Here is a 25,448-nt window from a genome sequence, read left to right on the forward strand (position 1 = left end):
GTTTATCACATTTACTCAGCCACCTGTGCAATTTTGATGGTCTTGCGCTGCTTCCAGCCAAACCAGAGAAGTGCCATCGCTGCCGCTGCCATCCACGGCAGGAGTACAAGATTGAGCATTTGCCAGCCGAGTGTCTGCAATAAAGCGCCGGCGCTGAAGGAGCAGGCCAGACCCACCATGAATATGGTCATATCGTTAATGGCCTGTGCTTTGCCCTTCTCGGCTGGTGTATAGGTGCTCGTTAGCAGGGCAGTGCCGCCAATGTAGAGGAAGTTCCAGCCGATCCCAAGCAGGATGAGCGCTCCTGCGAAAGAGCCAAAGCTAGTTCCGGTCAGTGACATAGTGACATGTCCGGCGAACAATAGCAGCCCTGTCATCATAATCTTTAGCACGCCAAATCTGGCGATCAGCGATCCGGTGAAGAAAGATGGCAGAAACATCCCAAGTACATGGAGCTGGATGATGGTAGCCGTGTCCGTCAGATCATGCTGATGATGGGTCATAGCCAGCGGGGTGGCTGTCATAGCAAGAATCATGATGCCATATCCGGTCAGAGCCCCGAATAATGCTACGAGATAGGTCGGCTGGATAACGATCTCCTTCCAAGACCGGTTTTTCTCTGTATTGGCATGAGTGCTGACTGTTGAATTCGGAATGTGCAGGCCGAACAAGATGCCGGTTGCCGCTAGCGAAACCAAGGCCAGCAGGAGGAAGGAGCCGAGATATTCCGGGCTGAGCAAGGGGCCGCCAAGCCGGCCGAGCAAAGGTCCTGCTAGCGCCGCGAGCACGCCGCCCCCCAGCACGAGTGAAATTGCACGTGGCCGAAACGCTTCATCGGCGACCTCGCTTGCGGCAAAGCGATAGAATTGTGCAAAGGCTTGATATGCGCCAACACAGAAGGTTCCTAGGGAGAGGACGAGCAGAGAGCTGAACCATATGCCTAGCGCTGCGATAAGGCCGCCCGCGATCCCCATCAAAGCACCCGCTATGAAGCCGGTACGCCGGCCAACACGGGTCATCCACATCGAGGCTGGGAAAGTGACCACTGCTGTTCCAAGGAACATGGCGGCGATGGGCATTGTCGCCAGCTCCGGACGTGGTGCAATCAAGCTGCCAGCCAGACCGCCAATGGTCATGACGAGCACGGAAACTGTTTGGAACAAGGCTTGTGCGACAGCAAGCAGGAAGACTTGCCGATGCATCATGGATTTGCCGATCATATTGATACCTTAAAGAAACTAATGATTAGCAATAGCTCTACCGATATTTTATCATAAACAGAAATGTTCAAAACTCATGTTTCCATTAGCAGGAATAATAAATGCTTGACCGTCAACACCTTACCATTCTTCGGGAGGTCGACCGCCTCGGCAGTCTGACAGCCGCTGCCGAGCGCATGAATGTCACTCAACCGGCGTTGAGTCATCTCATCCGCAAGCTGGAAGAGCGGCATGGGATCAAAATCTGGATGAAACACGGGCGCAATTTACGTCTCACGCAGGCTGGGGAATATCTTCTTGCACTGGCTCAGCGCGTGCTGCCCCAGATTGAACAAGGGGAGAGGGTTCTTGCGGATTATGCATCCGGAAGGCGTGGCGTGTTGCGGGTCGGTATGGAATGTCATCCATGTCAGAAGTGGTTGATGCGAGTAACAGCCCCTTATCTGACAGCGTGGCCGGATGTGGAATTCGAACTACGCACCGGCTTTCCCCTCAATGGTATCAACGCGCTCGTCAATTACGAGATTGATGTGCTGATTACGCCTGATCCGATTGAACTGCCCGGTCTGCGTTACACGCCGGTGTTCGGTTATGAGCTTGTGTTAGCGGTTCATGCTGACCATCGTCTCGCAACGCAGAGGATTGCACTTCCCGATGATCTGACGGACGAGGAGTTGATAACTTACCCAGTGAGCTTTGAGCGGCTGGACATTTACACACAGTTCCTCGTTCCCGGCCATTGCCGCCCGCGCCGCCACAGGACTGCGGAAACTACTGAGTTGATGTTACAACTGGTCGCTGCCAAACGCGGTGTTAGTGTGGTTCCCGATTGGTTGTTGCGCGAGGAGGGAGCAGAGCTTCCACTTAAGTCCATTCGCCTCGGTCCAAAAGGCATCATGAAAAACATTCATCTCGGTGTTCGGGACGGTGAAGAAAAGATTGATTACCTCGCCGGCTTTCTGGATATGGCAAGAGGCAGAGAAGTACAGGCAGAAGTTTAGTGTCAAAAATCTGAAAGCGCTTTAACGGCCAAAATTCGCATGGCGTTTTTCACGAAATAAGCCTTAGCCTCTTTCGAACAAGCAATAACTGCCGTGCGGTCTGTCCAGACAAACGGTACAACACCGACCGGCCTGCCGCGCAGGCGCTTGTCGCATTGCTGTTCAACGCTGGCGAAGAAGCCGTCAAAGTCGAGGTATAGGCGTTCAATCGTTTCTGGCTTACGCATGGCACAACAAATCCGTGGCGCAAACGAGTGCGCAAAGTTTCAGATATTCCCTTTTGCCGAAATCTTATAGTTTGTTCATTAAATGTTCTAAGTTGAAGTGAAAGTCAATTCACTTAATCCAGCAAAAATATTTCATAGGGATTCGCGGGGATAACTTTAAGAAAACGTACGCAGAACAGGCGTATAGGAACGCTTAAATAATAGCACCAGCTAAATCATTGAAACAGCTGGTGCGGACGGCGCGACCTAAACCTGATAATGTACGTAAATAAAATCAAATGGTTACGGAATTGCATTCAATTATTTCCGGTACAATTTCCAGTACGTTTTCCATCACAATTTTACTACGCAGATCAGCCAATAAAATACAAAAACCCGCCATTTATAACAGGCGGGGAGGAAGATGAGTTAGAGTTCTTGGCTATGTGAAGCAATCAAAATTGCTTCATGCGTAATTGCTGCAAGCAGTATTTCCAGTTTAGAGATATCATATGAGTTATTTGCTAAATCAGAGGCTCTGAGTTTTAGAAATTTTTTTGAATAGCTATCTTTATGTGCCAACGCACCATGCCATTTTTTGATGTCTGCCTTAAAGTTGCTCCATACAACATGTGCTTCCGGATAAGACTTTAGATTTAAATCAAGATAACATTCTATAGCTGCCGCGCGCTTGTTGATATTGCTTTTAAAAATACCGTCAGGCCCATAAGTTATAAAATCTTTGAAAGACTCTATTTCTGGTAATATCATCGCACGCATATTGCATGGGAAATTAAGCTTTTCCATTTTTAGAAGCGTGCTGTAACCTTCAGCATCATTATCCAATATAAAAATCACTTTATTTTCGATATCAATTTTTACTAGACCTTCAGCAAAGGTGACCAAGTTTCCTGTTCCTGAGAACGGGTGCCTTTGTTTAACATCTATGAAATGAAAAAAATCAACAATGTCCGGTCGTAATAATTTCAAGGCGTGCTGTAATATATGAACATCTGAAGACCCTTCAGTAACAATCAGTATTCTACTCTTACGTCCAGCGCCGCTTTTGATTTCCTCCGGGAGCACATAACCTGCCTCAACGATGGGACCATACTCCCACGCAACTGGTGTATCGTGATTTTCTTTACATGTATTGTAAACTTGTAACATTTCATAAGGAGGTAGAATGTTGAATACAGTTCCAAAATAACTTAATTCCGACCAGTATGAATCATCACGATCATCATACGGTATTCGTTCTAATTGTTTTTTATATTTCAGAAAGCGTTTTTTAGATTTTTCATCATCACTATTAGGTTTGGTGTCTAATGATTTTATAGGGAATTTTTTAATTAACTCACAATAATCATCAAAGCTTAAATAATTTACTTCATTTTCTTCGTTATCTAAATTGAACTGATTCAACTGAGTTATGTTAGCATTATAGGCATGTCGTGCTGTATCGATGGTGATACCTAATAAATTCAGTCTCGGTATTACTTGAGATAATGGTCGAATAAATGCTGTGTATTCAGATGTTTGGATGTCGCCACTAAACGATGAGCCGTCTTCAGAATTATATAAAGCATTATCACGATCCTGAAATAGTGGACCATGATCATTGCCAAGACGGTTCTTTGACCAATCAATACCTAAACCGCCAACCGTTAACTCGATTAAAGTTCCCACAAGTTTTTCCCAGATTCTCTAATGTTGCTATTTGTCGTTATAATCAAAAAATACTTATCGTTTAATAGTCAGTAACCTAAAATGTTTATCAGAATTGTTTTATCCTAGAATACTAATGAACTTGTTTTTTTAATAATGAATTATGCTATGTATCCAGCTTAATAATTGAAGTATCAAAAACGCAAAAAAGCCCCGCCACCAATAATGGCAGCGGGGCATAAATCAATTATTTATTTTAATTTCTCTCAGCCCTAAGCGCCGGGTGATCACTGCGAAGACAATGTCGCTAATCCACATTGCACTGGTACCGACAAGAAAGCCTGTCGCCAGTACAGCAGGTTGTGGGTCATCTGGTGTAGGGAAGCCGAGTTTCACAGCATAATGCACGACCGGAATTGTAAGATAGGCAGCAGCCAGAGCTCCCGATAGTGGAGACAGTATTCGTTCAACGAGGCTAATCTTCTTGCGGGATAGTGCTCGAAGGACACCACCGGCACCACCGGCAATGAAGACTTCCGGATTAACTCCGAAGTCGCGAAGGAGATCTTGCCAGCTCATTTCATGTCCCCACAGTAAGCGGTTCTTGCCGCGTTATTTGCTTTTACCTCCTGCCGTGTTTCGGGAGTGTCGCGGCTGGAGTAGGTTGTTGGTTGCCACGCACGGCAGACATCATTTGCGATAGCCGCCTCAGTCCCTTTGGTAGGGGTCAGGCTTATCGACTGGCACCCGACCAGCATTGACGTCATCACGAGCGCTGACAGCGCGATCGACGCGCTTGGAATGGATGCTCTCAATTTCATTGAGGACTGCCTTTTCAATATCCAGTCGCTCAGCTCGCCGCGCGAAAAATGCAGCGAGCTTCAGGAGGACTGTGAGGATTGAGAGTGCGCTCATTTGCTTTCGGCCACGAGCTGACTGATTTTAGGGATCAGATGTTTTTCAATATCTTCAGTTGTGAGACCGAAATGCTTGATGGCATCGGGTACGGAGTCCCGAACAAAGCGTACACCTGCCGCAAGGTGCCTGTTTTTTAAATCGACCGATACACCGGTGGGCTTATGTTCGGCAGCAATGTATCGTGCGCCGTTCATCAATGCGGATTGCAGAGCTTCACGGTGCCGGGCTTCAATTGAAATCCCTGTCCATTCATTGATCTTCTTTGTAATCCATGCCGTTGCAGCAGCAATGATCGCACTGACGATGGTGAGAACGTATGGATACAAGCTGTCAATCAGCGGATCGAGGCTGACTTGCGTGCCGATATCCTGAGCCATCGCAAAATATGGAACGAGCAGAACTGCCGCAAGAACCAGTACCGCACAGGCGAAGAGCTTACTGTACATTTTTATACTCCAAATGAATTAGCGATTACGGCAAAGGTTAAGCGCATTCTCGATGGCGCCGGTTGCACGGGTATAATCCCCATACAGGCCTTCATTGGCTTTGGTACCAATCTTATTGGTAATACCCTCGGGCGTGTTCTTCATCAGCTCAATGGCTTGCAAGAACTCAGGGAATCTTTGGGATAAGATGTTGGCTCGTGAACCCTGTCTCTGTGTAAAGAACGCATTGAGCTGAGCAAGTGTTGGACTGGACTTAATGATGTCCATCAATAACTGTTCAGAATCCACGCTCTCCGCGCTGAATTTATGGAAATCACCAAGCTTCTTGGCTACTGCGGCTCGGTCTTTAGGAGTCATTCCTTTGAGAACGGGCTCCATTAAATCCATGACACCAGTAGTAAACTGACCTCGGTCACTACCGACAGGCATATCTTCATTGAGCTCGTCGTTGAAGTAAGTAGCATTATCAAGATACTGTGTGATCTTGTCCTGCAATGCCTTGTCAATCCGGAGGCCAAAGTTTTCTTGCATCATTTTATCGATGCCGCGTACTTTGAAAGCATCTGGCTGAGTTACATAATCATCGAAATTAAGACCCATTGCCTGCAATGCTAAGCGCCCAGGGTTTGTTGGAGCACCGAGTTTCGCAGCTGCGGTACGTGTGAAAACACCAGCTTCATCGCCGGCATAACCAGAGCGCCTCATGATGACGCCGATTGCGTTTGCCACAGGATCTGAGAGGCCAACTGATCGCATAGCACCGCCGCCATAACGGATGTACTGACGTACGTCGGAGTCGTTCATACCGGCGTTCTTAGCCATCCATACAATCTGGTCCACGAAAGACTTGATCCCCTCGATATCCTCCATAGGGATGTTTCGGATCTGAGATGAAGAGCGGATCGTTTCAGCAGCCTCTTCGAGGGTTACCCCCATGGCGAGTGCGTAATCGGTAATAGGACCGACCATGTTCATGATCAGTTTTGCATCACGTACACCGCCCTGCAGGACGCTTGTCTGCGCCAAGACAACGTCACTGTTTGTGAAACGTGTGTCCTTACCGATCTGCTCAGCCTGCTTGTTCATGCTGTTGATGCCGCTGGGGTTAAACACGTCATAACCCAACGCATCACGATAAGCCTTGGCACGGTTATATTCGACCGCATCATTAAAGCCTTTGGCTGCAGCACGTTTACTTGTGTGAACGGTTGCCGCACCACCAGCAGCGATAGCGGATTCAACCGCGACTGAGCGCTGTCCTCCGCCACCGCGTTGCGGTCGAGGTTTACGTGCCTCGCGGTCAAGCTCTCTCATCTTTCTGATGGTTTGAGCCAGCTGACTCCGGATTTCACGCTGAGAACGAGCGATGCCCGTCCGTCCTGCAAGTCCGAAAGAACGCAATGCGTTTTCTGCATTGCGCACTGCTGCGCCTTGTTCGCGAAAAGCAGAGGTCGCCAGCTTGAGGGCTGAACGAGCTGATCGTAAATCAGCTTCCATCTTTTTTGTGGGTTTCGTGGCGGCTTGTAATGCACGCTCAAGCCGCTGGACATTCGCCTGAGCAGCCTGCATTTCGCGGGAGGTGTCCTTTAAGCCTCTACGAAGCTCACGAAACTCACCGACAGCTTTTGATTTACGCTGGAGATAGTCAAACTCTTTGCCAAGTTTCCTGACTTCAGGAGTCCCAGATTTACCAAGATTGGAAAGCGTCTTCTCCAGACCTTTCAGTGCAGCTGTTGTACCTTTGGCAGGGCCTGATGCGGAGTCAATTAACTGCAGGCGGAGTGCTGCTGTACGCGTAACCATCGCTCACCTACTTGAATTTAACTGTCTCCTCCCAGAGGTAGACGAGTTCATGAAATGTCATATCGAGGATTGCCAGATAGGTTATGCCGCCTTTGCTTTCGCGCATCACCCGGAAGGCGAGTTCTCGCCAGTGATATCTGGCATTGAATTTGATAGCCGTGCTTCCTCCACCGCTTGTGATGAAGGAAGTGCAGCGAAAAAACCTTCTTGTGCCGCCTCAACACGGCTGCCATCAACAAAATCGAGATGGTTGATTACCCACGCGGGTGCGCTGACCCAAGGCTGATCAATGTCATCATCCGCGCCAAGCCCGTATTTTTGCACAGCTTCTGCACAGTCGAGCAAATACTGCTTCCAGACCTTAAGAATTGGTCGTTGAACAGTGATCTCTTCGTAAGTGACACCTTCGTATTTGACTGGAAACTCCAGAGGGATAGTTATTTTTCGCGCGTTATCATCATTGGAAACAAATGTGGGAGAGGCTTTCTGTTCCTCTCCCACATAGTTCTGTTTGGTTGTACGAGCTTCCACCCTCGCGATTTCCTCAGCCGTCAAGGCTCTCGTGACCCGGTTCATTCCAGTCTCCAATCAGAAATGTATGTTAGTAGCCGAGTGCGCGATTAAGATCGGCCAGCTGGTTTACGCCATCGATGATACGCTTAGGCGGCCATGCCTGAAGCTCATGAATGACATCTGAATCAGCTTCATAGCGAAAATATTTCAGGCTATTCATGACGAATTCGATGCCTGATTTTTCACCGCGCTGCCAACGATCGCGCGTGCCACCATTGATCGCCCCTTCGACAACACAGACGTGTGGAGCAATGCCGCCGTCAAGCTCACGCAGAACACCGCCGCGAAAGAAAACACGCGTGGTCTTGCCCGGGGCAAGTGCCATACGTTTCATGATGTCAGGGTTAACCGGAACAGACCTTGATATTTATACTGCAAAGTTTGTCCCTGGCGATGTCACCCGTGATTTCGAATGTATCATCGATGCAAATAAGTTTCTCAATACAATCAAGAAAGTAAAAGCATCATCTCATGTGATGCTTGTCAAAGAGGACAGCAGGGTAGTCGCTGTAATTGGCGGGCTGAACCTCGACCTCAAGCATGATCATGATACCAGCGATTTTCCCGTCGCTGATCAGGAAGGGTCATTCCGGTATGCAATTGAGAGATCAAATTGCTCTTTCAAAATTTCCTCAATGCAGTTGCATAAGGCTTTGTCAAAGGTGGCTCCTTCAATCTCCACAGAGGAGACACGCTATTATTTGAACGGGGTCTATATGCACACCCCAGACCACAGTAATGAGCTGACATTCGCTGCGACCGACGGTCACCGTTTAGCACGCTATGAGTTGCCTGCGCCGGATGGAAGTGAGGCTATGCCTGATACTGGTGTGATCATTCCGCGTAAAACGATCATTGAGCTATTGCGGCTATTAAGTCGAAAGTCCTGCCCAGAAAGTACGCTCATCACCGTCGCGGATATCGGAGTTTCATTCCTTGTTGGAGAGGATGAAGTTTTGGAGTCCAAGGTGATTGATGGGAAGTTCCCTGATTATATCCGTGTCGTCCCAACCGGCAATGATCATCCGGCCGCTGCTATGGCTTCGGATATGATCGCCGGAATTAAGCAGGCGTCTGCAATTCTTTCTGAAAGCAAGCAGGTCAATCTTCACCTCAAACCCGAAGCTTTATCATTCACTTGCACCGATAAGGATTTCGGATCGGCAACAACAGAGATTGTTGCATTCAATAAGACTGATTTGCTCATCGGGTTTAACTGCGACTACCTGTTGGCCATGCTCTCATTAATCGATGGTGATGTAAAAATGCTCTTCGGTGATGCGGGTACACCTGCGTTATTTAAGGACACGAAGGACGATGCAGTAACGTACGTACTCATGCCGGTACGTGTATGAAGTTATGTGTAGCGTGGTTGTCATGATTTCAGCCACGCTACACATATTTATTTGGAACCGAGCTTATCCGCCGTTTCTTTAAAAAGGCCGGTCAAAGATTCTATGAACCTCGCTGAAGCGGATATAGTTTCGGTATCTTTAACAGCCTCATTGGTATGTGCGTTGTAAATAATCATTGATCGTGCTGAGGCAGTAATTTGCTCGGGTGTGCCATATTCGATTATCGTTCTTAAAGCCATGTGACGATCTCGTAATTCGACATAGGCTTCACTGAAGTATCTCTGACGCCTGCTACACCCATTGCTGTCTTTAAAAAGCAGTATTGCTGTGAATTCGCAAACTAGAATTACCCCAACCCAGGGAGCCGCACTTGATAATATGTATGGCCATACAGAGAAATTAGGGGAAATAATGTTAAACAGCGGTAGCAAAGTCGTTTTATCAATGAGGCTTAAACCGACTCTAATGATGGCGAAAAATATCCCCGTATATGCTGCTATAAATGCATATGTTCTTGCGCGAGCAGCTTGTCTTTCTTCTCTGTGACCTGCCGCCTCTAAACGTATTCTCATTTCAGAAGTTGTTTTATCCATGTAAGACAACAGTCTCATAGGCTTAGCTTCTGTTGTTATCCGTTCACGCAATGAATGGTCGATTGATAATATTAAATCTTCATTCACTATTTCTTTGATAGTTGGACTAAGGATATTTTTATTATTAAGTTTCTCCTCAATTGCAGATTGAATCATAGATTCCGCAGAGGAGAGTATTCGCCTTTCTGTGTTTTCTATTTCATCAGCACTTGCTCTTAGAACTTCATCTTCATCCAAAGGAATTGTATTTCTGATGTATACTAAGTACATCATTAGTACTGTAAACATTCCAAAAAGGAATAATAATGTTGAGTCTATCTTAAATATATTTGCGAAATAATCTTTTGCAAACCAAAGCAGCATGGCAAAGAAAAGCAACGAGAAAATTGTAATGATGTTGCTCATCTCTTCTCTTTTTACGTTGTTTGATTTTTGATTAGTCATTTTATTACCCCGCCGAATCTAAAGCTCATTTTTAATACATAGGACAAAATAAATCCGCCACATATGGCACACTGGAGAAAACATGAACGCTATTATTCCACGAGATACCATTGAGCAGATCGTTACTGCTCGTAATCAAGCAATTGAAATGTTTAAGACTGCACATTCCGCCATTGAACAGGCATATGAAATGGAAGTGGAAGCCATCGCCATGGCACGCCGAGCATTTCCAAACACTAATGCTTACAACGCTGCACACACAGTATCGACACGTATCGCGATGACTCCAATCAGCAAGGTTCCTTTCGATGATTACATTAAGGAACGACAACGGATCATTGATCTGAATGTGTGGGCTTGGTAAGGTAATCAATGCCGACTTTCTCCAGATAGATCCTGTAACGACAGGGCAATATGATTTAATCGTAATGAACCCTCCATTTGATCGTGAGCGAGACATTGATCACGTTGTGCATGCTCTTAATTTTCTCAAGCCTGATGGCCAGCTTGTAGCGATTATGTCTGCCGGTACTGAGTTTCGACAAACCAAAAAGTCGATTGCTTTCCGTCAGATAATGGAGGACATGGGGGCTAATTGGAACGACTTGCCGCCGAACTCATTCTCGTCTGTTGGAACGAATGTTAATACCGGCTTCATCGTTGTCAGTAAGAATGGAACAAAGGGCAGTCGTTACGGTCGCCCAACCTGGCCGGCCGTCGGCTAAACTATAGCTCATAGGGTACATATTATGGCAGAGAAACCATCTTCAAAACTAATCGCTAAGGCATTGCCTCGTAATGATAAATTTGCGGGTCAGTTTTCTCTGCCAGGCCTCGTACCAGCATTGGTGCGGACAAGGGACGGGGGCATTGAGCTATTCAATGATGAGCGTTCTGCAGAGATTGCCGCAATGGAGGCAGTTATTCGTCTCTACAACAGCCGGACAATTGATACCCGTAAGGCAGGCGGATACCGCCGACTGACCGGTGCTGAACTTGCCAATGTTCTGAACGATATCAACATCACCCCGACATACTTTGCTGAAATTGCCGGCGTGCCACAGCATCGGGTTATGAAGTGGCTGGATGGTGAACAGGACATTCCGCATTCCGTTCACGTTCTGGCTAAATTGATTGCTCGTAACGACGAGAATTTTAAAATCGCTGAAGCGATCACAGAAGATTATGAGGAAACATAATGGCTTATATTGAACCGCTATTTCGAGCTTGGGCTACACGCATGGGCTTTCACAACAAGCAGGTTCTGATGGCTGGCCAGAAGATTGGTATCAAAAATACCACCACGGCCAGCCTTACATATAGAGGAAAGCGAGAGCTTACACTTACCGAGCGTCTCGCTATGTCAGCAGTGCGAGCTGGTTTGCAACCCTGGGATCCCGCATATGATGACGTACTGACTGCGGTATCACGGGCGGCCCCTGATGCCACCTCTGAATGAATGCTTCTTCATTCATATACCCCAACGCCTTAGCTGCGATATCTAATCCGTAGTGCAAAGCAATGATTGTCTTCAATCTCTGCTTACGTTTCACACCACGCTTGTCCGAGCTGCGTCCTTCTGGCCATAAGTCCAGCCATTCATCCATGACGACAACAGCTTCGAGCATTCGGTAAACCCATTCTTCTCTGACGATTTCGCGTAACCTTCGCAGTATCTTTCTGCAGTCTACTTGGTACGCCATGATATCGATCGGAGCAGAACCGCCGCCGCCAACACCATCCAGATTTGCTGACTTCAATCCCTTGATCTGCGCTCCATTAACAAGATCGCGGAACCGGATTGCTGTGTGAAATCTGACACCGCCCATACCATCCTCATCCTCGCCAAGTTCCATCTCTCCATTGGATACTAAAAATTCAATCGGGCTGGCCTTGGCGTTGAGGATGGTGATGGCATCTTGCATGTCAAGGTACAGGTAATTGTTTTGCTGTGCCAAAGGAGGAGCAATAATCATGTCTGCAGCCATAGCTCGCGACATCATATCGTACATTTTGGTACGCGTTACTTCCGATGCCGGATCACGGCCGTAGAACGCGACCAAGGGCAGAACGCCAGCTTTTGGTTCAGCTGCCGCCTGCTCCTTTACTAATCTCAGCCGGTCGATAAGTCTTTTGTTTACAGTCATATCAATCCCTTATTTCTTTTGCCTGCCTCGGAGTTGAATAACCTGCATTGGTATTCGGTCCAGGAGGCCACCATCGACCGGCTGACCGCTACTATCTATTCTGATCAGCAGCAGCTCATTGAGCTTGTCTTGACGTTCATCATCACTCATCGCAGAGCGGTTGGCGTAGGGTGATCTATTGATGATCCCAGAAATCTGCTTTGGTCGCTTCATAAGAACCGTTGCAATTTTGGGCTCCGACATTCCTATGAGCCACAGCACCCAAGCTACATAGAGATCGCGTTCTGAGTGTTTGCCTTTGCCATTTACTTGCGTTGACATCTGGAGCTTTTCCCCCTGTATGCAACGGTAATGACCCGCGTCTTACCTTTTTGTTTCAGTACCTGATTGAACGCAGCATCTGCTGTCGCGGCTGTCTCGCCGGCAACCTCACCGTGCCGGTAAAGATGGCCGTTCACATACCGTACGAGGTGCAACATCACAGCTTCAACTGCTGCCAACTTATTTGGAAACAATTCCGGGCGCCCACCTTTGCTCATGATGGGTTTGGCTTGATTGCAGGGCGCACATGCGGCGACGATGTTTTCTTTGTGGTTTAGACCACCTGCCACCCGCGGGATTACATGATCGCGGGTGGCTGCTTTAACAGAGAGAGGGTCAAGGCAGTATTTGCACCGACCGTTCTGTTCTCTCAGTGCTGCTTCTTTGTCAGCACGTTCAAAGGCTTTGTTTAATTTACGCTGCTGGTAATTCGATAAGCGGCCCCATGACATGAGATCACCGTCTCAATGTCAGAGATCGAATTCGTGCATTGCGTGGACGCATACTTGACAACATCCGCGCCGTCGTTGAGCCGCTTGTCATTGATAATGGTCAGACATTCGACAGGCTTAAATCGGTCTTCTTGATTGCTGTTCAGCAAAACCCTGACATTTTGAAATGCTCTGAGGAAAGCCTTCGCCGCGAGATTTCAAAATGTGCAGCTGATGGTCTTGTTCCAGATTCAAAAGAAGCCGTTATCTTACCCTATAAAAATTCCAGCGGCGTTTTCTTGGCCAACTACCAACCAATGGTAATGGGCATCATCAAACGCATGAAAGAACTTGGTGGGGTATTCTCGATTGCTTGTAGTGTCGTTCATAAGAATGACGAGTTTATTTATGACGAGGCGGATCCAGATGCGCTGAGCCATAAGCCAGATCGCTTTGCCTCAATTGAAGAACGTGGAGCTATCATTGGTGGTTACGCAGTGTTTCGTGACAATCTGCGCCGTGTAATGCACACGGAAGTTATGACAATGGCTGACTTTGAGGCAGTGCGAAAAGCATCAAAGGCGCCGAATAGTCCGGCATGGACCACTTGGCCAACCGAAATGTATCGTAAGTCGGTACTTCGTCGTGGCGCAAAGTACATCTCAATTAACAACGACAAGATCCGTGCATTAATTGAGCGTCAGGATGAGATGTTTGATTACAGTCAGCAACGTGTTGCCGAACGGGTAAATCCGTTTACTGGACAAGTCCTTGAGCATGAACCAGCACGCTCTATTTCGCATCAGCAATCTGAAGCTCTGCCGTTCACTGCATCTCAGGCCAAGGAAATGCAGCCTATTGAAAATGGTCAGCCGGTGCAGGAACAATCCGGCAAAAAAGCCCATGCGCAAAAGCAGAAACAGGAACCGGTAAAGACAAATGTTCTGCCTAAGGTTGATGAGGATTACGCCCCACTTCCTGATGTCACTATGTCGGGTGGCATGAAAGGCGAACTCCGTAGATTACAAGATGAAGTGGTGCTCTTGCGTAAGGCCAACGCCAACAATCTGGCGGCAGACAAATACAATCGCCATTACATGAGCAAACTTTCTGAGTGTATGGAAGAGGCCATCAAGTACATCAGGGGGGGCTTTTATACCCGCATTACCTCCATCCGCAAACTTAATGCGTTAGGTGAAGAGATGGAAGGCTTCAAAGGGTGGAGGGATCCATCATGAGAAGCTGGTCTCCACAACAAGAGAGCGCGCTTGCTAAGTGTAGTGCATGGATGCGCACGCGTTCCAAACCTGTCTTTTATCTGGCCGGCTATGCCGGCACAGGTAAAACTACACTTGCAATCGACCTTGCAAGAAATACCAGAGGGAAGGTGGCTTTTGCTGCCTTCACCGGCAAGGCCGCACGAGTGATGCAGTCCAAAGGCTGTGTTGGGGCAAGAACAATTCACTCGTTAATCTATTCGCCGCAGGAAATGGAAGATGGGGAAGTGCGTTTCCAGCGCCGTCCTTCATCTGACTTGTCGAATATCAGTCTTATTGTGATTGACGAGTGCTCTATGGTGAATGAGGAGATTGGTAAAGATCTGCTCGCGTTTAATATCCCCGTTCTTGTCCTTGGTGACCCAGCACAGCTTCCACCTGTAACTGGCGGTGGTTATTTCACATCAGGCAAGCCCGATCACATGCTGACAGAAGTGCATCGCCAAGCGGCGGAGTCACCTATCATCTGGCTCGCTACTCAAATCAGAACCGGTACTACGAAATTTGATGAAATGCAGACCGATGGCTTGATTGTCACCGAGCGGAAACACCTAGATCCCCATGCTGTCACCCATGCCAATATGGTTATCGTAGGCCGTAATGATACGCGGCAAAGGTACAATGACCGGCTCAGAGAACTGGCAGGCCACACGAAAAGCACACCCGATAAGGGCGAACCATTGATCTGTCTTCGGAACGATAAGCTCGTCAAGATATTCAATGGCGACATTCTACGAGTGCAGGAAAGTCGGCTTCATAAAACCAAGGTTAACCTGCTGCTTGATGATCCGGACTCAGATCGTAGAGCGTTTAAGGTTCAAGTCCGAAAAGAGTTTTTTCAAGATGAAGCTGCTGCTCTTCAGCTTCCATATTCAGAGCTCCGCGGAACTCAACAGTTCACCTACGGCTATGCCATTACCTGCCACAAGTCACAGGGATCTCAGTGGGACAACGTCTGTGTGTTCGATGAATCCTCCGTGTTTCGTGATGACCGAGCACGCTGGCTTTACACCGCAGTCACACGGGCAGCCGAACACCTAACGCTTGTTATTTAAAGTCGGCCTTATGATTGAAGTAAAATCCTGTGAATCAGTTATGAGTAAAAACAATAAATCGCAGTGTGAATTCGCTTTAGATAATCGAATTATTGAAAGGTTTCGTTATGGCTTTGCGCTTTTCTAATCTTGGCCCCGAATTCCCTCGTCCTTTTATTCAGGCGCTAAAGGCTGGTGAAGTAGTATTTTTATGTGGTGCAGGTATTAGTGCGCCGCAGCTGCCAGGTTTTGCAACATTGGTTGCAGATACATATAGCAAACTAGGAATCGACAAAAATCCTTCTGAGGAAAGCTCTTTCATAGGAGGACGATATGAAGAGGTTCTAGGATCACTTAGCCGCCGTTTAGCTGAGCCTGAGAACATGATCAGCACCGTCTCAGAATTACTCGCGGTTCCAGATAATATAAACCTCAATCAACACAACATTGTATTAAGACTTTCACGTGATATTAATAACAAAATTGTCGTTGTTACTACCAATTTCGACACTTTGCTTGAGCGCGCTTCTGAGAGTTTAGCAGAGAATATTCGAACACCCAGTTATGCAGGGCAGTCATTGCCTGCCCCAGGAGGAGCAAGTTTTTCTGGCGTCATTCACATTCACGGTAGGTTAGAAGACACGCAGCTTGATCTGGATTCAACGCCACTCATTCTGACTAGTGCAGATTACGGTGATGCTTATATGCGATCAGGCTGGGCTTCCCGTTTTCTCTTTGACCTTGCCCGTTGCAAAACAATTGTTCTGATTGGTTATAGTGCTAACGATGCTCCGGTACGTTATTTTCTCAATGTACTTGAATCTGATCGAGCACGCTTTCCCGATTTGAAACCGGTTTATGCGTTCGATACCTTCGAGCATGATCCTAGTGAAGCAGAAGCGAGGTGGGGTACATTAGCAGTTACCCCCTTAGCATATTGTAAACGCAATCCCCAGACTGGAGGAGAAGATCATTCGCCGCTATGGCAAGATCTTGCGCAACTAGCAGACCTTGTTGAGACTCCACAGCTATTGAGTGCTGAGCGCACAAAGCAAATGCTCTCCAGGGAAAATGCTGATATCTCCCCTCAACAGTTAAGGGAACTTTCTTGGCTTTTATCAGATCACAACGATCTTTGGCCGGTTGTTATTACAGCTGTGACCGATCCAAGCTGGTTTCACTTACTTAATGAGAATAAATTATGGACCAAAACAGATGCATCCAGGGTGATCGCTTCTTGGGTTGCCCGCAATTTTGAAGACCGGCAACGTTATATGGTTGCCATTGAGTGGAGTAATATTCTTGAACGTGATTTTCTTGCAAAGCTCGATCAGTTTTTAAGGCAAACTCCTTCAGTCTCACCTTTCTGGCTTAAGTTATGGCGCCTTTTATTTTTAACGAAACCAGATAGTCACGTTGGACATCGCATATTCGATCGTGGAGCTCTAGAGTTTAAGCATGCATTTGGAAGTGGTTTGATTCTAGATCGTGAATTAACACAAGCTATAGCGCTTCTTACACCTGTGCTAAGAGCAAGGCGGCCCTATGTTACACCAGAGGATGTGCACAGTTCCAACTTGCGTATTTCAAAATATGTATCGTTAGAATTAATAGTTACTGATGAATATGACGCGAACCAAACTATTGAGACTTTGATTGAACGCGAAGAACATATGTTGCGCGTCCTTGAACTATGCACTGAATCCCTAAGATCTACATTGTACCAGGCAGTAGAGATTGAGTTAATCTTACAAGATTACGATATCACTGATTATACAGTGCCTTCTATTGAGAGGCATAAACAAAATCAGCATCACAATGGAATGCTTTTTCTTCTTAGTATGATAGTGCAAGGTCTACCAAAAGCTATTGCTGTGGATCAAAACCGCACTAAAGACTTGATATCGCAATGGCGCTCATTACCGGGCCGTTTGGGTAAACGACTAATGCTTCATGCTGCTCGTAATACACAGACGTGCTCTGCAGATGAAGCGTTACAGCTCTTACTTGACCTGAACGAAACTGATTTTTGGACCATCCGCCGGGAGTTCGCCTTGCTGCTACGTGACAGAGCTGCTGAGGCCGATCCCGAAATTCTAGATGCTGTTGTAAGGCGTATTTTAAGTACTGGTGAAGACTACTATTCTCGCTATTCAATAGCTGAAGGAGAGGTTGATTGGCGAAAACACTCTCTAGATATTAAAGTGTGGTTACATCTCAACATGCTCGATGAGGCCGAGGTACTCTCTGAGCAAGGACGTGCGGAGCTTGAAGCAATAGTAATACGACATTCATATCTAAATCGAAAGGTTGAGGATAGCGATTTTTTCAATTCTTACAGTAGTGGAATCACCACTGTTGAAGGTGATAGCAGTCAAATTATTGAGGCTGAACCTGCGGATCGTCTAAAAGTTGCAACAGATTTAATTCGTAGCCCTAATATACATGAGAAAATGGGGTGGGAAAATTATTGTCGTTCTGACCTACAGGGGGCGTTTCAAGTACTGAAGGGCTCTTCATTAGAAGGCTCTAATCTCGAATTGTGGAATATTTTTCTTCCATTATTAGCGTATCAAAATGATCCAAAACAAGAGGATACAGGTCGCGTTTTGATTGTTCAAGCTCTGGCTCACCTTGAAAAGCTTGATGATTCCTCTCTTGAAATCCTTGCAAGCAATATTGTAGAAACTTTAGTCTCAGGGCCGAGACGAGATATCTCTAACTTAGAGAATTGGTGTGATCGGCTTTGGGCTGCAATCAAAAAAACTGACCAGCAGGTCGACTTTAAGCGAAATATTTATGAGCGTGCCATAAATTGTTCGGCAGGTAGGCTCGTTCACGTACTCCTTTCCGAGTTAAATCATACAATTAAGAACAGTGGACCGAACCTGAAACGTCAGTGTGAACGGTTAATTTCTATATCTCTGGACAAAAGCCAAGTTGGAGTAATCGCCCGTTCGGCTTTAATTCATGATCTTGCATTTATACTGCACGCTGATGAAGCGTTGGCTGTGAAATATCTGATACCGTTGCTTAATCAAAATACTGATGAAGCGCGTGCATTGCGCGCAGTATTAGTTTCTCATAGCAATATCACACCTGAAATAACTAAATTTGCGCGTGATGTTGTGTTGCTTGGAGTTGTTGAAGGAGGAGTAAATTCAAACCTCTCTACGCAGACTGCATTAAGTGTGTTGCGACCAGCCATTCACACACTACACGGCGATAATTCTGATGGATGGGGTATTAACTTTGTTGATGTAAGGCAAGCGTTAAAAGAAGCTCCTAATTATATCCGCTCCGGTATGCTTGATGCATTTGTGCGATGGATACAGAATTTGAAACATGAACCAGCCAAGGTCTGGGAGAAAACTATATTCCCATTCTTTGACCTCATATGGCCAAAGGAGCGTCGCTATATTGATAAGGCTCATAATCGTCATTTTTTTTATTTAGTGGCATATGCAGGTCAAATTTTTCCTGAAGCTTGCGCTAGATTAAGACCATACTTTCATGTTGGTTCAGGTGAGTTGGCGGGACTTCACTGGATTATAAAGAGTAAAGTGCCAGAGAATTTCCCTGCATCTGTTCTTGACCTGCTTTGGTTAGTCTGTGGGACAGAAGGAGAAACTAATTATCATGTAGCAGAGTTACTTGATCGTATTTATGCTGCAGATAATAATATTAAAATTGATCGAAGATTTCAGTCTTTAGAACGACGTACCACACAATATAAATAATCCAAATGGCATCTTGGGCTTTGTTTTATCTGTAAGCAAAGTCCACCTTTTCTGACTGGAATATTTACCAGCATACTTTGGTTAAATACCCCCTCCAATTATGGAACCTATGAGATGATTGTAACACCAGAGCGGATAGACAATGCGCTCGATCGTTTGGCCGAGATCATGGTTTTCATGGGAGATAAAGGTCATATTTATCTCCCAATATATGAGCGGCTAGAACAGGAACTGGAGCATTTGCGTACTGCTGAAAATAAAATGTCAGCAGTACATGACAGACTTAAACGATCACGGGATCGTAAGGCAGGCTCACTGCTTGCATAGCCTCTTGACGAAGTTTGAGTGATCCACCTTCGCCATAGCTTTGCCGATCGATGGAATGCCCCATCAAAATTTTACGTACTTCCGCATCAATCTTTGCGTTCTTCATTCGATCTTCAAAGGAGTGCCGCAGCGAATAGAATGTTTGCCGCGGCATTTCGAATAATTTATTTTCACGCAGATATTTTCCAACGGCGCCTGAGAGAGTGTCACCCTTGTCGCGATAACGCGGGAACCCGTTTGGATACTTTTTCATTACATCAAGTGCCAGTCCAACAAGTGGGATGATGCGGATCGACGTTTCCGTTTTAATTTCACGAGGATCATCCGGATCATCATCAGGCTCAATTTTAATGTGAGGGACTTCATGATCCAGTATGATCCTCTCAGTCGAGAGGTTGGCGATCTCACTTGGGCGCGCGCCGATATTGGCCATGACGAGGAATATCCCTCTGGCTTCATCATTCAAGCCGGCCAATGCTCCCGGCTTCAGCAGTTTGTTTGTTATCCATTCATGAGAAAAGGGAAGGCGCTTACGACGCAGTTTACCGGTTCGCTTAAATCTGAGAGCCTCAAATGGATTCTCTTTGTCCGGATTTTCAATGTATGTGAAATAGGCTTTGTAAAGCTCACTCATATCACCGAGGCGACGATTGCCAGTATCTGGTGAGTGCGTGCCTTGGCCATCCATAGGAGCAATTTTTTGCATCCAGTGGTCGTAATATTTACGAGCCTCAGCCCTGGTGATCAGATGAATGTCGAGGTTCCCGCATACCTCTATAAAATTCAGGATTGACTGCAGCTTACTCTGGCGCCACCGGATCTTTTGGTTTGCACTTTTACTGCGCAACTTATGCGCCTCAATTTTTTCAACATAGATATCGAATGCATCACGCACGGATACGCAAGGCGTATCCTCATCCCCAAGGATGGCCTCTATGGCGGGCTTTGACTGTGAACCCTTTGGTAAAGCCTCAATGCGCTCAAGAATAGATTCGATCGAACCGGTTGAAATTTCGGTAGCCGGTCGATGGCTGAAGCCCATAGCCCGTGCAAGGCGTATACGCGCCTCATGCTTCTCCCACGGACTATCCGCATTCATCGTTAGTGAAGCCCAAAGGATGTTGTCTGCCTCCTCGTGGACATCGCGCAATGCTCTCGCTTTAGCCAGATCACTGGTTCTTAATGAGATACGAATCTCTGGCGCACGGGTATCAAGGTGCTTCACTTCTTCCGGCACATGCCGTTTATATTGATACTTCCCGCCTCGCTGTGACAGATAGCGATCAGGATGATTGCCAGTTTTATAGCGCGCCTTCAGAGTCTTCATCCGCTGCATTTCCATCACAGTTTCCGGTACGAAATCCGGTACAGAAAATTGCAGAATGAAATAGCTTTGTCAAATCGTAATGAAAAAGCTCAATAAAAACAATAAATGCAGGTGGAGGGGTGGTGCGGACGGCGGGACTTGAACCCGCAAGCTCTAAGAGCGGCAGATTTTAAGTCTGCTGAGTTTACCGATTTCTCCACGTCCGCAGTGCAAGATGATTTATGCACCTGAAACCTGCCTTTTGATCCGTGATTTGCTGGCGGAAGTCAAGGCGCAGATTGTGTGCTGAGTGAAAAATCTGCCGGAATATCACTCGGCATAAATATATTTTGCAAAAATCAATATTGATTGAAATCAATAATTTAGTTTCATGTAACTCACATCACATAAGAGTGGCAGCGGCCGGACTATACCGGCCGCGGCAAGATAATCTTAAACTGAACGCGTAATGCCGCCGTCAACGCGGATATTCTGGCCGGTAATATAACCCGCACCGTCAGACGCTAGAAATGCGATGGTTTCGGCAATTTCCTGCTCGGTGCCGTAGCGCTGCATCGGAATACGGTCTTTAAATTCCTGCTTTTCCGGCAGACTGTCGATAAAGCCCGGCAGAATATTATTCATGCGGATATTGTCGGCGGCATATTTGTCGGCAAACAGCTTGGTATAGGAGGCGAGGCCTGCACGGAACACACTGGAAACCGGAAAAGCCGGATCCGGCTCAAAGGCTGCAAATGTCGAGATATTGATGATCGAACCGCTTTTCTGCGCCTGCATGATTGGCGTTACCAGTCGCACAGACCGCACCACATTCATCAAATACACATCCATACCGCGATGCCAGTCTTCATCAGAAAAATCCAGCAGACCGCCGCGCGGACCATGTCCCGCGCTATTCACCAATACGTCTACGCGACCCCATTTCTGTTGCGCGCTGTCGATAAGTTTTTGCAGGTCATCATTGGACTGGTTACTGCCGGTTACGCCGATGCCGTCATAGGTCTTTGCCAGCGCTTCACCTTTGCCAGATGAGGATAAAACAGCAATTTTATAGCCGTTATCCGCCAGTTTGCGTGCTGCCGCTGCGCCCATGCCTGAACCACCGGCAGTAATAATCGCTACTTTTCCGTCCATATTCTATCGCTCCCGATTTGAATTTTCCTGAAGCTGCCATGAAAATGCTTTTGCTGTAAAGTATTATATAGTCAGTGTTATAATAATTATTGTGCCGTTTGAGAGACGCGGCTTAGCTGTGTAATCCGATGAGATAATTGCTTAAACAATCAAAACAAACTGGTAATTTCCGGCTAAACTTGGCAAAACTGATTTTTGCCTGCGCCGGATATTTATGACCGGTCATGCCATGGAGGCTATCTTGTCATCATCAGATCTTAAAAAGTCAAAAACTGAAATCAAATCATGGGCAGCATCTGCGCCTGTTCTGGTTGATGTTGCCATGGGGCGCAAACCGGCTGATCTGGTAGTGCGCAACGGTCGTCTGGTCAGCGTTTACTCTGGCGAGATTGTTGCGGGCATTGATATCGCTATTGTCGAAGGGCGTTTTGCCTATGTCGGCCATGATGCAACCCATTGCATCGGTGCGACAACCAAGGTTGTGGATGCCGAAGGCCGTTATCTGGTGCCGGGTCTGTGCGATGCGCATATGCATGTCGAAAGCGGCATGGTGACAGTCACAGAATTTACCCGTGCGGTTGTTCCGCATGGCACGACCTCCATGTTTATTGATCCGCATGAAATCGCCAATGTGCTTGGGCTTGAAGGCGTGCGGCTGATGCATGATGAAGCCATGGCTATGCCGGTCAATGTCTATGTGCAGATGCCAAGCTGTGTGCCTTCTGCACCGGGGCTGGAAAATGGCGGTGCGGAAATCGGTGCGGCAGAAGTGCTGGAAGCCATGAGCTGGCCGAATATTATCGGTCTTGGTGAAGTGATGAACTTCCCCGGCGTTGCCAATAATGACCCGACCATGCGCGGCGTGATTGATGCCACCATGAATGCCGGTAAGACGGTCGGCGGCCATTATGCTTCGCCTGATCTCGGCCGTGCGTTCCACGGCTATGTGGCCGGTGGCCCTGAGGATGACCATGAAGGCACACGCGCGGAAGATGCGATTGCCCGTGTGCGTCAGGGGATGCGCGCAATGCTGCGCCTTGGTTCCGCATGGTTCGATGTGGCAACACAGGTCAAAGCGATTACCGAGCAGGGTTTGGATTCTCGTAATTTTGTGCTCTGCACCGATGATAGCCATTCCGGCACTCTGGTGCATGAAGGCCATATGGATCGTGTTGTGCGCCATGCAATTGCGCAAGGGCTAAAACCTGTCACCGCGATCCAGATGGCGACGATTAATACGGCTCAGCATTTTCGCTTAGAGCGTGAAATCGGCTCTATTACACCGGGGCGCCGTGCGGATTTCCTGATCGTGTCTGATCTCTCTGCGCTGACAATTGAGCGCGTTTACGGACGCGGTGTGTTGCTGGCCGAGCAGGGCAAACTGGTTGCGGAAATTGCACCATATAAATATCCGGCAAAAGCGAAGAACACGGTAAAGCTTGGTCGTAAGTTCTCGGCACAAGACTTTGATATTCAATCACCAAAGCCAACTAAAAATGTAACGGCGCGCGTTATCGGCGTGATTGAAAATCAGGCGCCGACCCGCGCATTGGAAGCCGAGCTTTCCGTGAGTGACGGCATTGTGCAGATGGATCGTCGTAATGATGTTTGCCAGATTGCTCTGGTTGAGCGTCATCGCGGTTCAGGACAGATTACCAATGCTTTCGTGTCCGGCTTTGGCTATACGCTGGATTGCGCGCTGGCTTCAACCGTTGCCCATGACAGCCATCACATCATCGCTGTCGGCACCAATAAGGAAGATATGGCGAAAGCCGTTAATCGTCTGGGTGAGATCGGTGGCGGCGTGGTGCTTTATTCCAAGGGCAGGGAACTGGCATGTGTGGAAATGCCGATTGCCGGACTGATGTCCGATGAACGTGCCGAGATCGTTGCAGCAAAAGCAGACAAGCTGGTGAAGGCCATGGCTGCGATGGGTTGCACGCTGAATAATGCCTATATGCAGCATTCGCTGCTGGCTCTTGTGGTGATACCGGAACTGCGCATTTCCGATATCGGTTTGGTGGATGTGCGTAGCTTCGAGAAAGTTGATTTGTTCCTATGAGTGATTTTATACAATCGGTAAAACAGGCTACGCAGCAAATGCGCAGCCTGTTCGGCGAAACACCTTTGCTACGTAATGATTATCTGTCGCGCAAATATGGTGCGGATATCTGGCTGAAACGCGAAGACCTGACGCCGGTACGCTCCTATAAAATCCGTGGTGCATTCAACTTTATTTCTGCCGCGATTAAAAAAGCCGATCCGAATGCGGTTTTTGTCTGCGCGTCTGCGGGCAATCATGCGCAGGGTTTCGCCTATGTCTGCCGCCACTTCGGCCGCAAGGGCGTGGTCTTTATGCCGGTGACAACACCGCAACAGAAGATCGACAAGACCCGCGCTTTCGGTGCCGAGTTTATCGAAATTCGTCTGGTCGGCGATATTTTTGACCAGTGCTATGCCGCCTCGCAGGATTATGCCAAGGCCGAAGGCGGAGTGATGGTGCCGCCATTCGATCATATGGGCATCATCACCGGTCAGGCATCGGTTGCGCAGGAAATTTCCGAGCAATTGCCGGAAGGCAAAATCCCCGATCTGATGATGCTGCCGGTTGGCGGCGGCGGTCTTTCTGCCGGTGTTACACTTTATGTGAAGGCACTGGGCTGGCCGACAGAGTTTCGCTTTGTCGAGCCGCAGGGTGCGCCAAGCCTCAAACTCAGCCTTGAAGCAGGCAAGCGCGTCAAGCTGCAGACTGTTGATAATTTTGTTGACGGTGCGGCTGTTGGTGAGCTGGGCGCAGAGAATTTCAAAATTCTCAAAACCTATCCGGCATCATCCGTTATTAATGTGCCGGAGAACCGTCTTTGCGGCACGATGACGGAAATGCTCAATGTTGAAGGCGTGGTACTGGAGCCAGCCGGTGCTTTGGCGATTGATGCGTTGAAAGATTTCAAGAAGAGCGAGCTCAAAGGCAAAACCATTGTTCTAGTGGTTTCCGGTGGTAATTTCGACTTTGAACGTCTGCCGGATGTGAAAGAACGCGCTCTGCGCTATGAAGGGCTGAAGAAATATTTCATTTTCCGCTTCCCGCAACGTCCGGGAGCATTGCGCATGTTCCTTGATTTACTCGGGCCGGAAGATGATATTGCACGTTTCGAATATCTGAAGAAATCGGCACGAAATTTCGGTTCTGTGCTGATCGGCATCGAAACGAAAGACGCCAAGAACTTCGCTATTCTTGATAAGAAATTCAAGGAAGCGGGCTGGGCTTATCAGGATATTACCGATAATCAGGTTCTGGCTGATTTCATCATCTGATGAAGGTTTAAACAGTGTCCTATGTTTATTTGCATAGGACACTACTGTTTATTTCATTTGCTTTTTAAAACGAAAGCGCCCATATGCAGGTCAGGCGCTTGGGTCTGATGCGAGATATTGCATTAGGGCTTTCCATGCTGGACTTCGTTGCGTCTTGAAACTTTGCCT

The 25,448-nt window shown here is 47.4% G+C and carries 24 protein-coding genes and 1 tRNA gene; 10 read left to right on the forward strand and 15 right to left on the reverse strand.

The genetic code is table 11. The features are described from left to right. Positions 1 to 11: 11 nt before the first annotated feature. Positions 12 to 1,220: an MFS transporter gene (locus K1X45_RS01905; protein ID WP_255560475.1), complete on the reverse strand. Its 1,209-nt coding sequence runs from the start codon at positions 1,218 to 1,220 to the stop codon at positions 12 to 14. Between the two features lie 101 nt (positions 1,221 to 1,321). On the opposite strand from K1X45_RS01905, the gene K1X45_RS01910 reads away from it, so the two are divergent. Further along, entirely contained in the window at positions 1,322 to 2,221 is a 900-nt protein-coding gene (locus K1X45_RS01910) for a LysR family transcriptional regulator (RefSeq protein ID WP_220159641.1), read from the forward strand. Between the two features lie 2 nt (positions 2,222 to 2,223). Here K1X45_RS01910 and K1X45_RS01915 read toward each other — a convergent pair whose 3' ends face one another. The 7 genes from K1X45_RS01915 to K1X45_RS01945 all read right to left on the reverse strand — a co-directional run bounded on the left by K1X45_RS01915 (position 2,224) and on the right by K1X45_RS01945 (position 8,160). Beyond that, positions 2,224 to 2,448, reverse strand: coding sequence for a hypothetical protein (locus tag K1X45_RS01915; RefSeq protein ID WP_255560476.1), 225 nt, complete (start codon positions 2,446 to 2,448; stop codon positions 2,224 to 2,226). A gap of 408 nt (positions 2,449 to 2,856) precedes the next feature. Then, positions 2,857 to 4,116 (reverse strand): HEPN/Toprim-associated domain-containing protein, encoded by a 1,260-nt coding sequence (locus K1X45_RS01920; protein WP_220159642.1) that lies wholly within the window; start codon positions 4,114 to 4,116, stop codon positions 2,857 to 2,859. Positions 4,117 to 4,338: 222 nt separating this feature from the next. Further along, positions 4,339 to 4,674: a hypothetical protein gene (locus tag K1X45_RS01925; protein WP_220159643.1), complete on the reverse strand. Its 336-nt coding sequence runs from the start codon at positions 4,672 to 4,674 to the stop codon at positions 4,339 to 4,341. Positions 4,675 to 5,006: 332 nt separating this feature from the next. Continuing rightward, on the reverse strand, positions 5,007 to 5,459 hold the full coding sequence (locus K1X45_RS01930; protein ID WP_220159644.1) for a hypothetical protein: 453 nt from the start codon (positions 5,457 to 5,459) through the stop codon (positions 5,007 to 5,009). An 18-nt stretch (positions 5,460 to 5,477) separates the two neighbouring features. Next, positions 5,478 to 7,262, reverse strand: coding sequence for a phage tail tape measure protein (locus K1X45_RS01935; protein WP_220159645.1), 1,785 nt, complete (start codon positions 7,260 to 7,262; stop codon positions 5,478 to 5,480). Between the two features lie 105 nt (positions 7,263 to 7,367). After that, positions 7,368 to 7,838, reverse strand: a complete 471-nt coding sequence (locus K1X45_RS01940; RefSeq protein ID WP_220159646.1) for a hypothetical protein — start codon at positions 7,836 to 7,838, stop codon at positions 7,368 to 7,370. A gap of 25 nt (positions 7,839 to 7,863) precedes the next feature. Continuing rightward, positions 7,864 to 8,160 carry a phage major tail tube protein gene (locus K1X45_RS01945; RefSeq protein WP_220159647.1) on the reverse strand — a complete coding sequence of 99 codons (297 nt, stop codon included), beginning with the start codon at positions 8,158 to 8,160 and terminating at the stop codon, positions 7,864 to 7,866. A 7-nt stretch (positions 8,161 to 8,167) separates the two neighbouring features. Here K1X45_RS01945 and dnaN point away from each other — a divergent pair, with 7 nt between their 5' ends. Next, a complete protein-coding gene (gene dnaN / locus K1X45_RS01950; RefSeq protein ID WP_220159648.1) occupies positions 8,168 to 9,190 on the forward strand; it encodes a DNA polymerase III subunit beta in 1,023 nt (340 codons plus the stop codon). A 47-nt stretch (positions 9,191 to 9,237) separates the two neighbouring features. Here the strand turns inward: dnaN and K1X45_RS01955 are convergent, their stop codons facing one another. Beyond that, complete coding sequence (locus K1X45_RS01955; protein ID WP_220159649.1) at positions 9,238 to 10,227, reverse strand: hypothetical protein; 990 nt, start codon at positions 10,225 to 10,227, stop codon at positions 9,238 to 9,240. An 82-nt stretch (positions 10,228 to 10,309) separates the two neighbouring features. On the opposite strand from K1X45_RS01955, the gene K1X45_RS01960 reads away from it, so the two are divergent. Genes K1X45_RS01960 through K1X45_RS01970 form a run of 3 tightly spaced genes read left to right on the forward strand, consistent with a single transcriptional unit; the run spans position 10,310 to position 11,426 of the window. Further along, complete coding sequence (locus K1X45_RS01960; protein WP_220159650.1) at positions 10,310 to 10,591, forward strand: hypothetical protein; 282 nt, start codon at positions 10,310 to 10,312, stop codon at positions 10,589 to 10,591. Next, positions 10,575 to 10,952, forward strand: a complete 378-nt coding sequence (locus K1X45_RS01965) for a methyltransferase (RefSeq protein ID WP_220159651.1) — start codon at positions 10,575 to 10,577, stop codon at positions 10,950 to 10,952. The genes K1X45_RS01960 and K1X45_RS01965 overlap by 17 nt, the downstream gene beginning before the upstream one ends. Before the next feature lie 24 nt (positions 10,953 to 10,976). After that, the gene (locus K1X45_RS01970) at positions 10,977 to 11,426 is read left to right on the forward strand and encodes a hypothetical protein (RefSeq protein ID WP_220159652.1); all 450 of its coding nucleotides are present in this window, start codon (positions 10,977 to 10,979) and stop codon (positions 11,424 to 11,426) included. 159 nt (positions 11,427 to 11,585) lie between these two features. On the opposite strand, the gene K1X45_RS01975 is transcribed toward K1X45_RS01970, so the two are convergent. From K1X45_RS01975 to K1X45_RS01985, 3 genes are read right to left on the reverse strand one after another with little or no spacing between them, the layout of a single operon-like run. After that, the gene (locus K1X45_RS01975) at positions 11,586 to 12,374 is read right to left on the reverse strand and encodes a hypothetical protein (protein WP_220159653.1); all 789 of its coding nucleotides are present in this window, start codon (positions 12,372 to 12,374) and stop codon (positions 11,586 to 11,588) included. Positions 12,375 to 12,383: 9 nt separating this feature from the next. After that, a complete protein-coding gene (locus K1X45_RS01980) occupies positions 12,384 to 12,695 on the reverse strand; it encodes a hypothetical protein (RefSeq protein ID WP_113946222.1) in 312 nt (103 codons plus the stop codon). Then, positions 12,680 to 13,147 (reverse strand): HNH endonuclease, encoded by a 468-nt coding sequence (locus tag K1X45_RS01985; RefSeq protein WP_220159654.1) that lies wholly within the window; start codon positions 13,145 to 13,147, stop codon positions 12,680 to 12,682. The genes K1X45_RS01980 and K1X45_RS01985 overlap by 16 nt, the downstream gene beginning before the upstream one ends. A gap of 38 nt (positions 13,148 to 13,185) precedes the next feature. Between K1X45_RS01985 and K1X45_RS01990 the strand changes: the two genes are divergently transcribed. The 3 genes from K1X45_RS01990 to K1X45_RS02000 all read left to right on the forward strand — a co-directional run bounded on the left by K1X45_RS01990 (position 13,186) and on the right by K1X45_RS02000 (position 19,177). Next, complete coding sequence (locus tag K1X45_RS01990) at positions 13,186 to 14,364, forward strand: RecT family recombinase (protein ID WP_220159655.1); 1,179 nt, start codon at positions 13,186 to 13,188, stop codon at positions 14,362 to 14,364. Continuing rightward, entirely contained in the window at positions 14,361 to 15,458 is a 1,098-nt protein-coding gene (locus K1X45_RS01995) for an ATP-dependent RecD-like DNA helicase (RefSeq protein WP_220159656.1), read from the forward strand. The genes K1X45_RS01990 and K1X45_RS01995 overlap by 4 nt, the downstream gene beginning before the upstream one ends. Before the next feature lie 107 nt (positions 15,459 to 15,565). After that, positions 15,566 to 19,177 (forward strand): SIR2 family protein, encoded by a 3,612-nt coding sequence (locus K1X45_RS02000; RefSeq protein ID WP_220159657.1) that lies wholly within the window; start codon positions 15,566 to 15,568, stop codon positions 19,175 to 19,177. Between the two features lie 283 nt (positions 19,178 to 19,460). On the opposite strand, the gene K1X45_RS02005 is transcribed toward K1X45_RS02000, so the two are convergent. From K1X45_RS02005 to K1X45_RS02015, 3 genes are all read right to left on the reverse strand, one after another. Then, complete coding sequence (locus K1X45_RS02005) at positions 19,461 to 20,846, reverse strand: DUF6538 domain-containing protein (protein WP_220159658.1); 1,386 nt, start codon at positions 20,844 to 20,846, stop codon at positions 19,461 to 19,463. Between the two features lie 105 nt (positions 20,847 to 20,951). Beyond that, positions 20,952 to 21,037, reverse strand: a tRNA-Leu gene (locus tag K1X45_RS02010). Between the two features lie 226 nt (positions 21,038 to 21,263). Next, positions 21,264 to 21,965: an SDR family oxidoreductase gene (locus tag K1X45_RS02015; protein ID WP_220159659.1), complete on the reverse strand. Its 702-nt coding sequence runs from the start codon at positions 21,963 to 21,965 to the stop codon at positions 21,264 to 21,266. 322 nt (positions 21,966 to 22,287) lie between these two features. Here K1X45_RS02015 and ade point away from each other — a divergent pair, with 322 nt between their 5' ends. Together ade and ilvA are read left to right on the forward strand one after the other, a co-directional pair. Then, positions 22,288 to 24,027: an adenine deaminase gene (gene ade, locus K1X45_RS02020; protein ID WP_246176091.1), complete on the forward strand. Its 1,740-nt coding sequence runs from the start codon at positions 22,288 to 22,290 to the stop codon at positions 24,025 to 24,027. Next, positions 24,024 to 25,280 carry a threonine ammonia-lyase IlvA gene (gene ilvA / locus K1X45_RS02025; RefSeq protein ID WP_220159660.1) on the forward strand — a complete coding sequence of 419 codons (1,257 nt, stop codon included), beginning with the start codon at positions 24,024 to 24,026 and terminating at the stop codon, positions 25,278 to 25,280. The genes ade and ilvA overlap by 4 nt, the downstream gene beginning before the upstream one ends. The last annotated feature ends 168 nt before the right edge of the window (positions 25,281 to 25,448 follow it).

The organism is Pseudochrobactrum sp. Wa41.01b-1 (genome assembly GCF_019464455.1).
GTDB classification, from domain to species: domain Bacteria; phylum Pseudomonadota; class Alphaproteobacteria; order Rhizobiales; family Rhizobiaceae; genus Pseudochrobactrum; species Pseudochrobactrum saccharolyticum.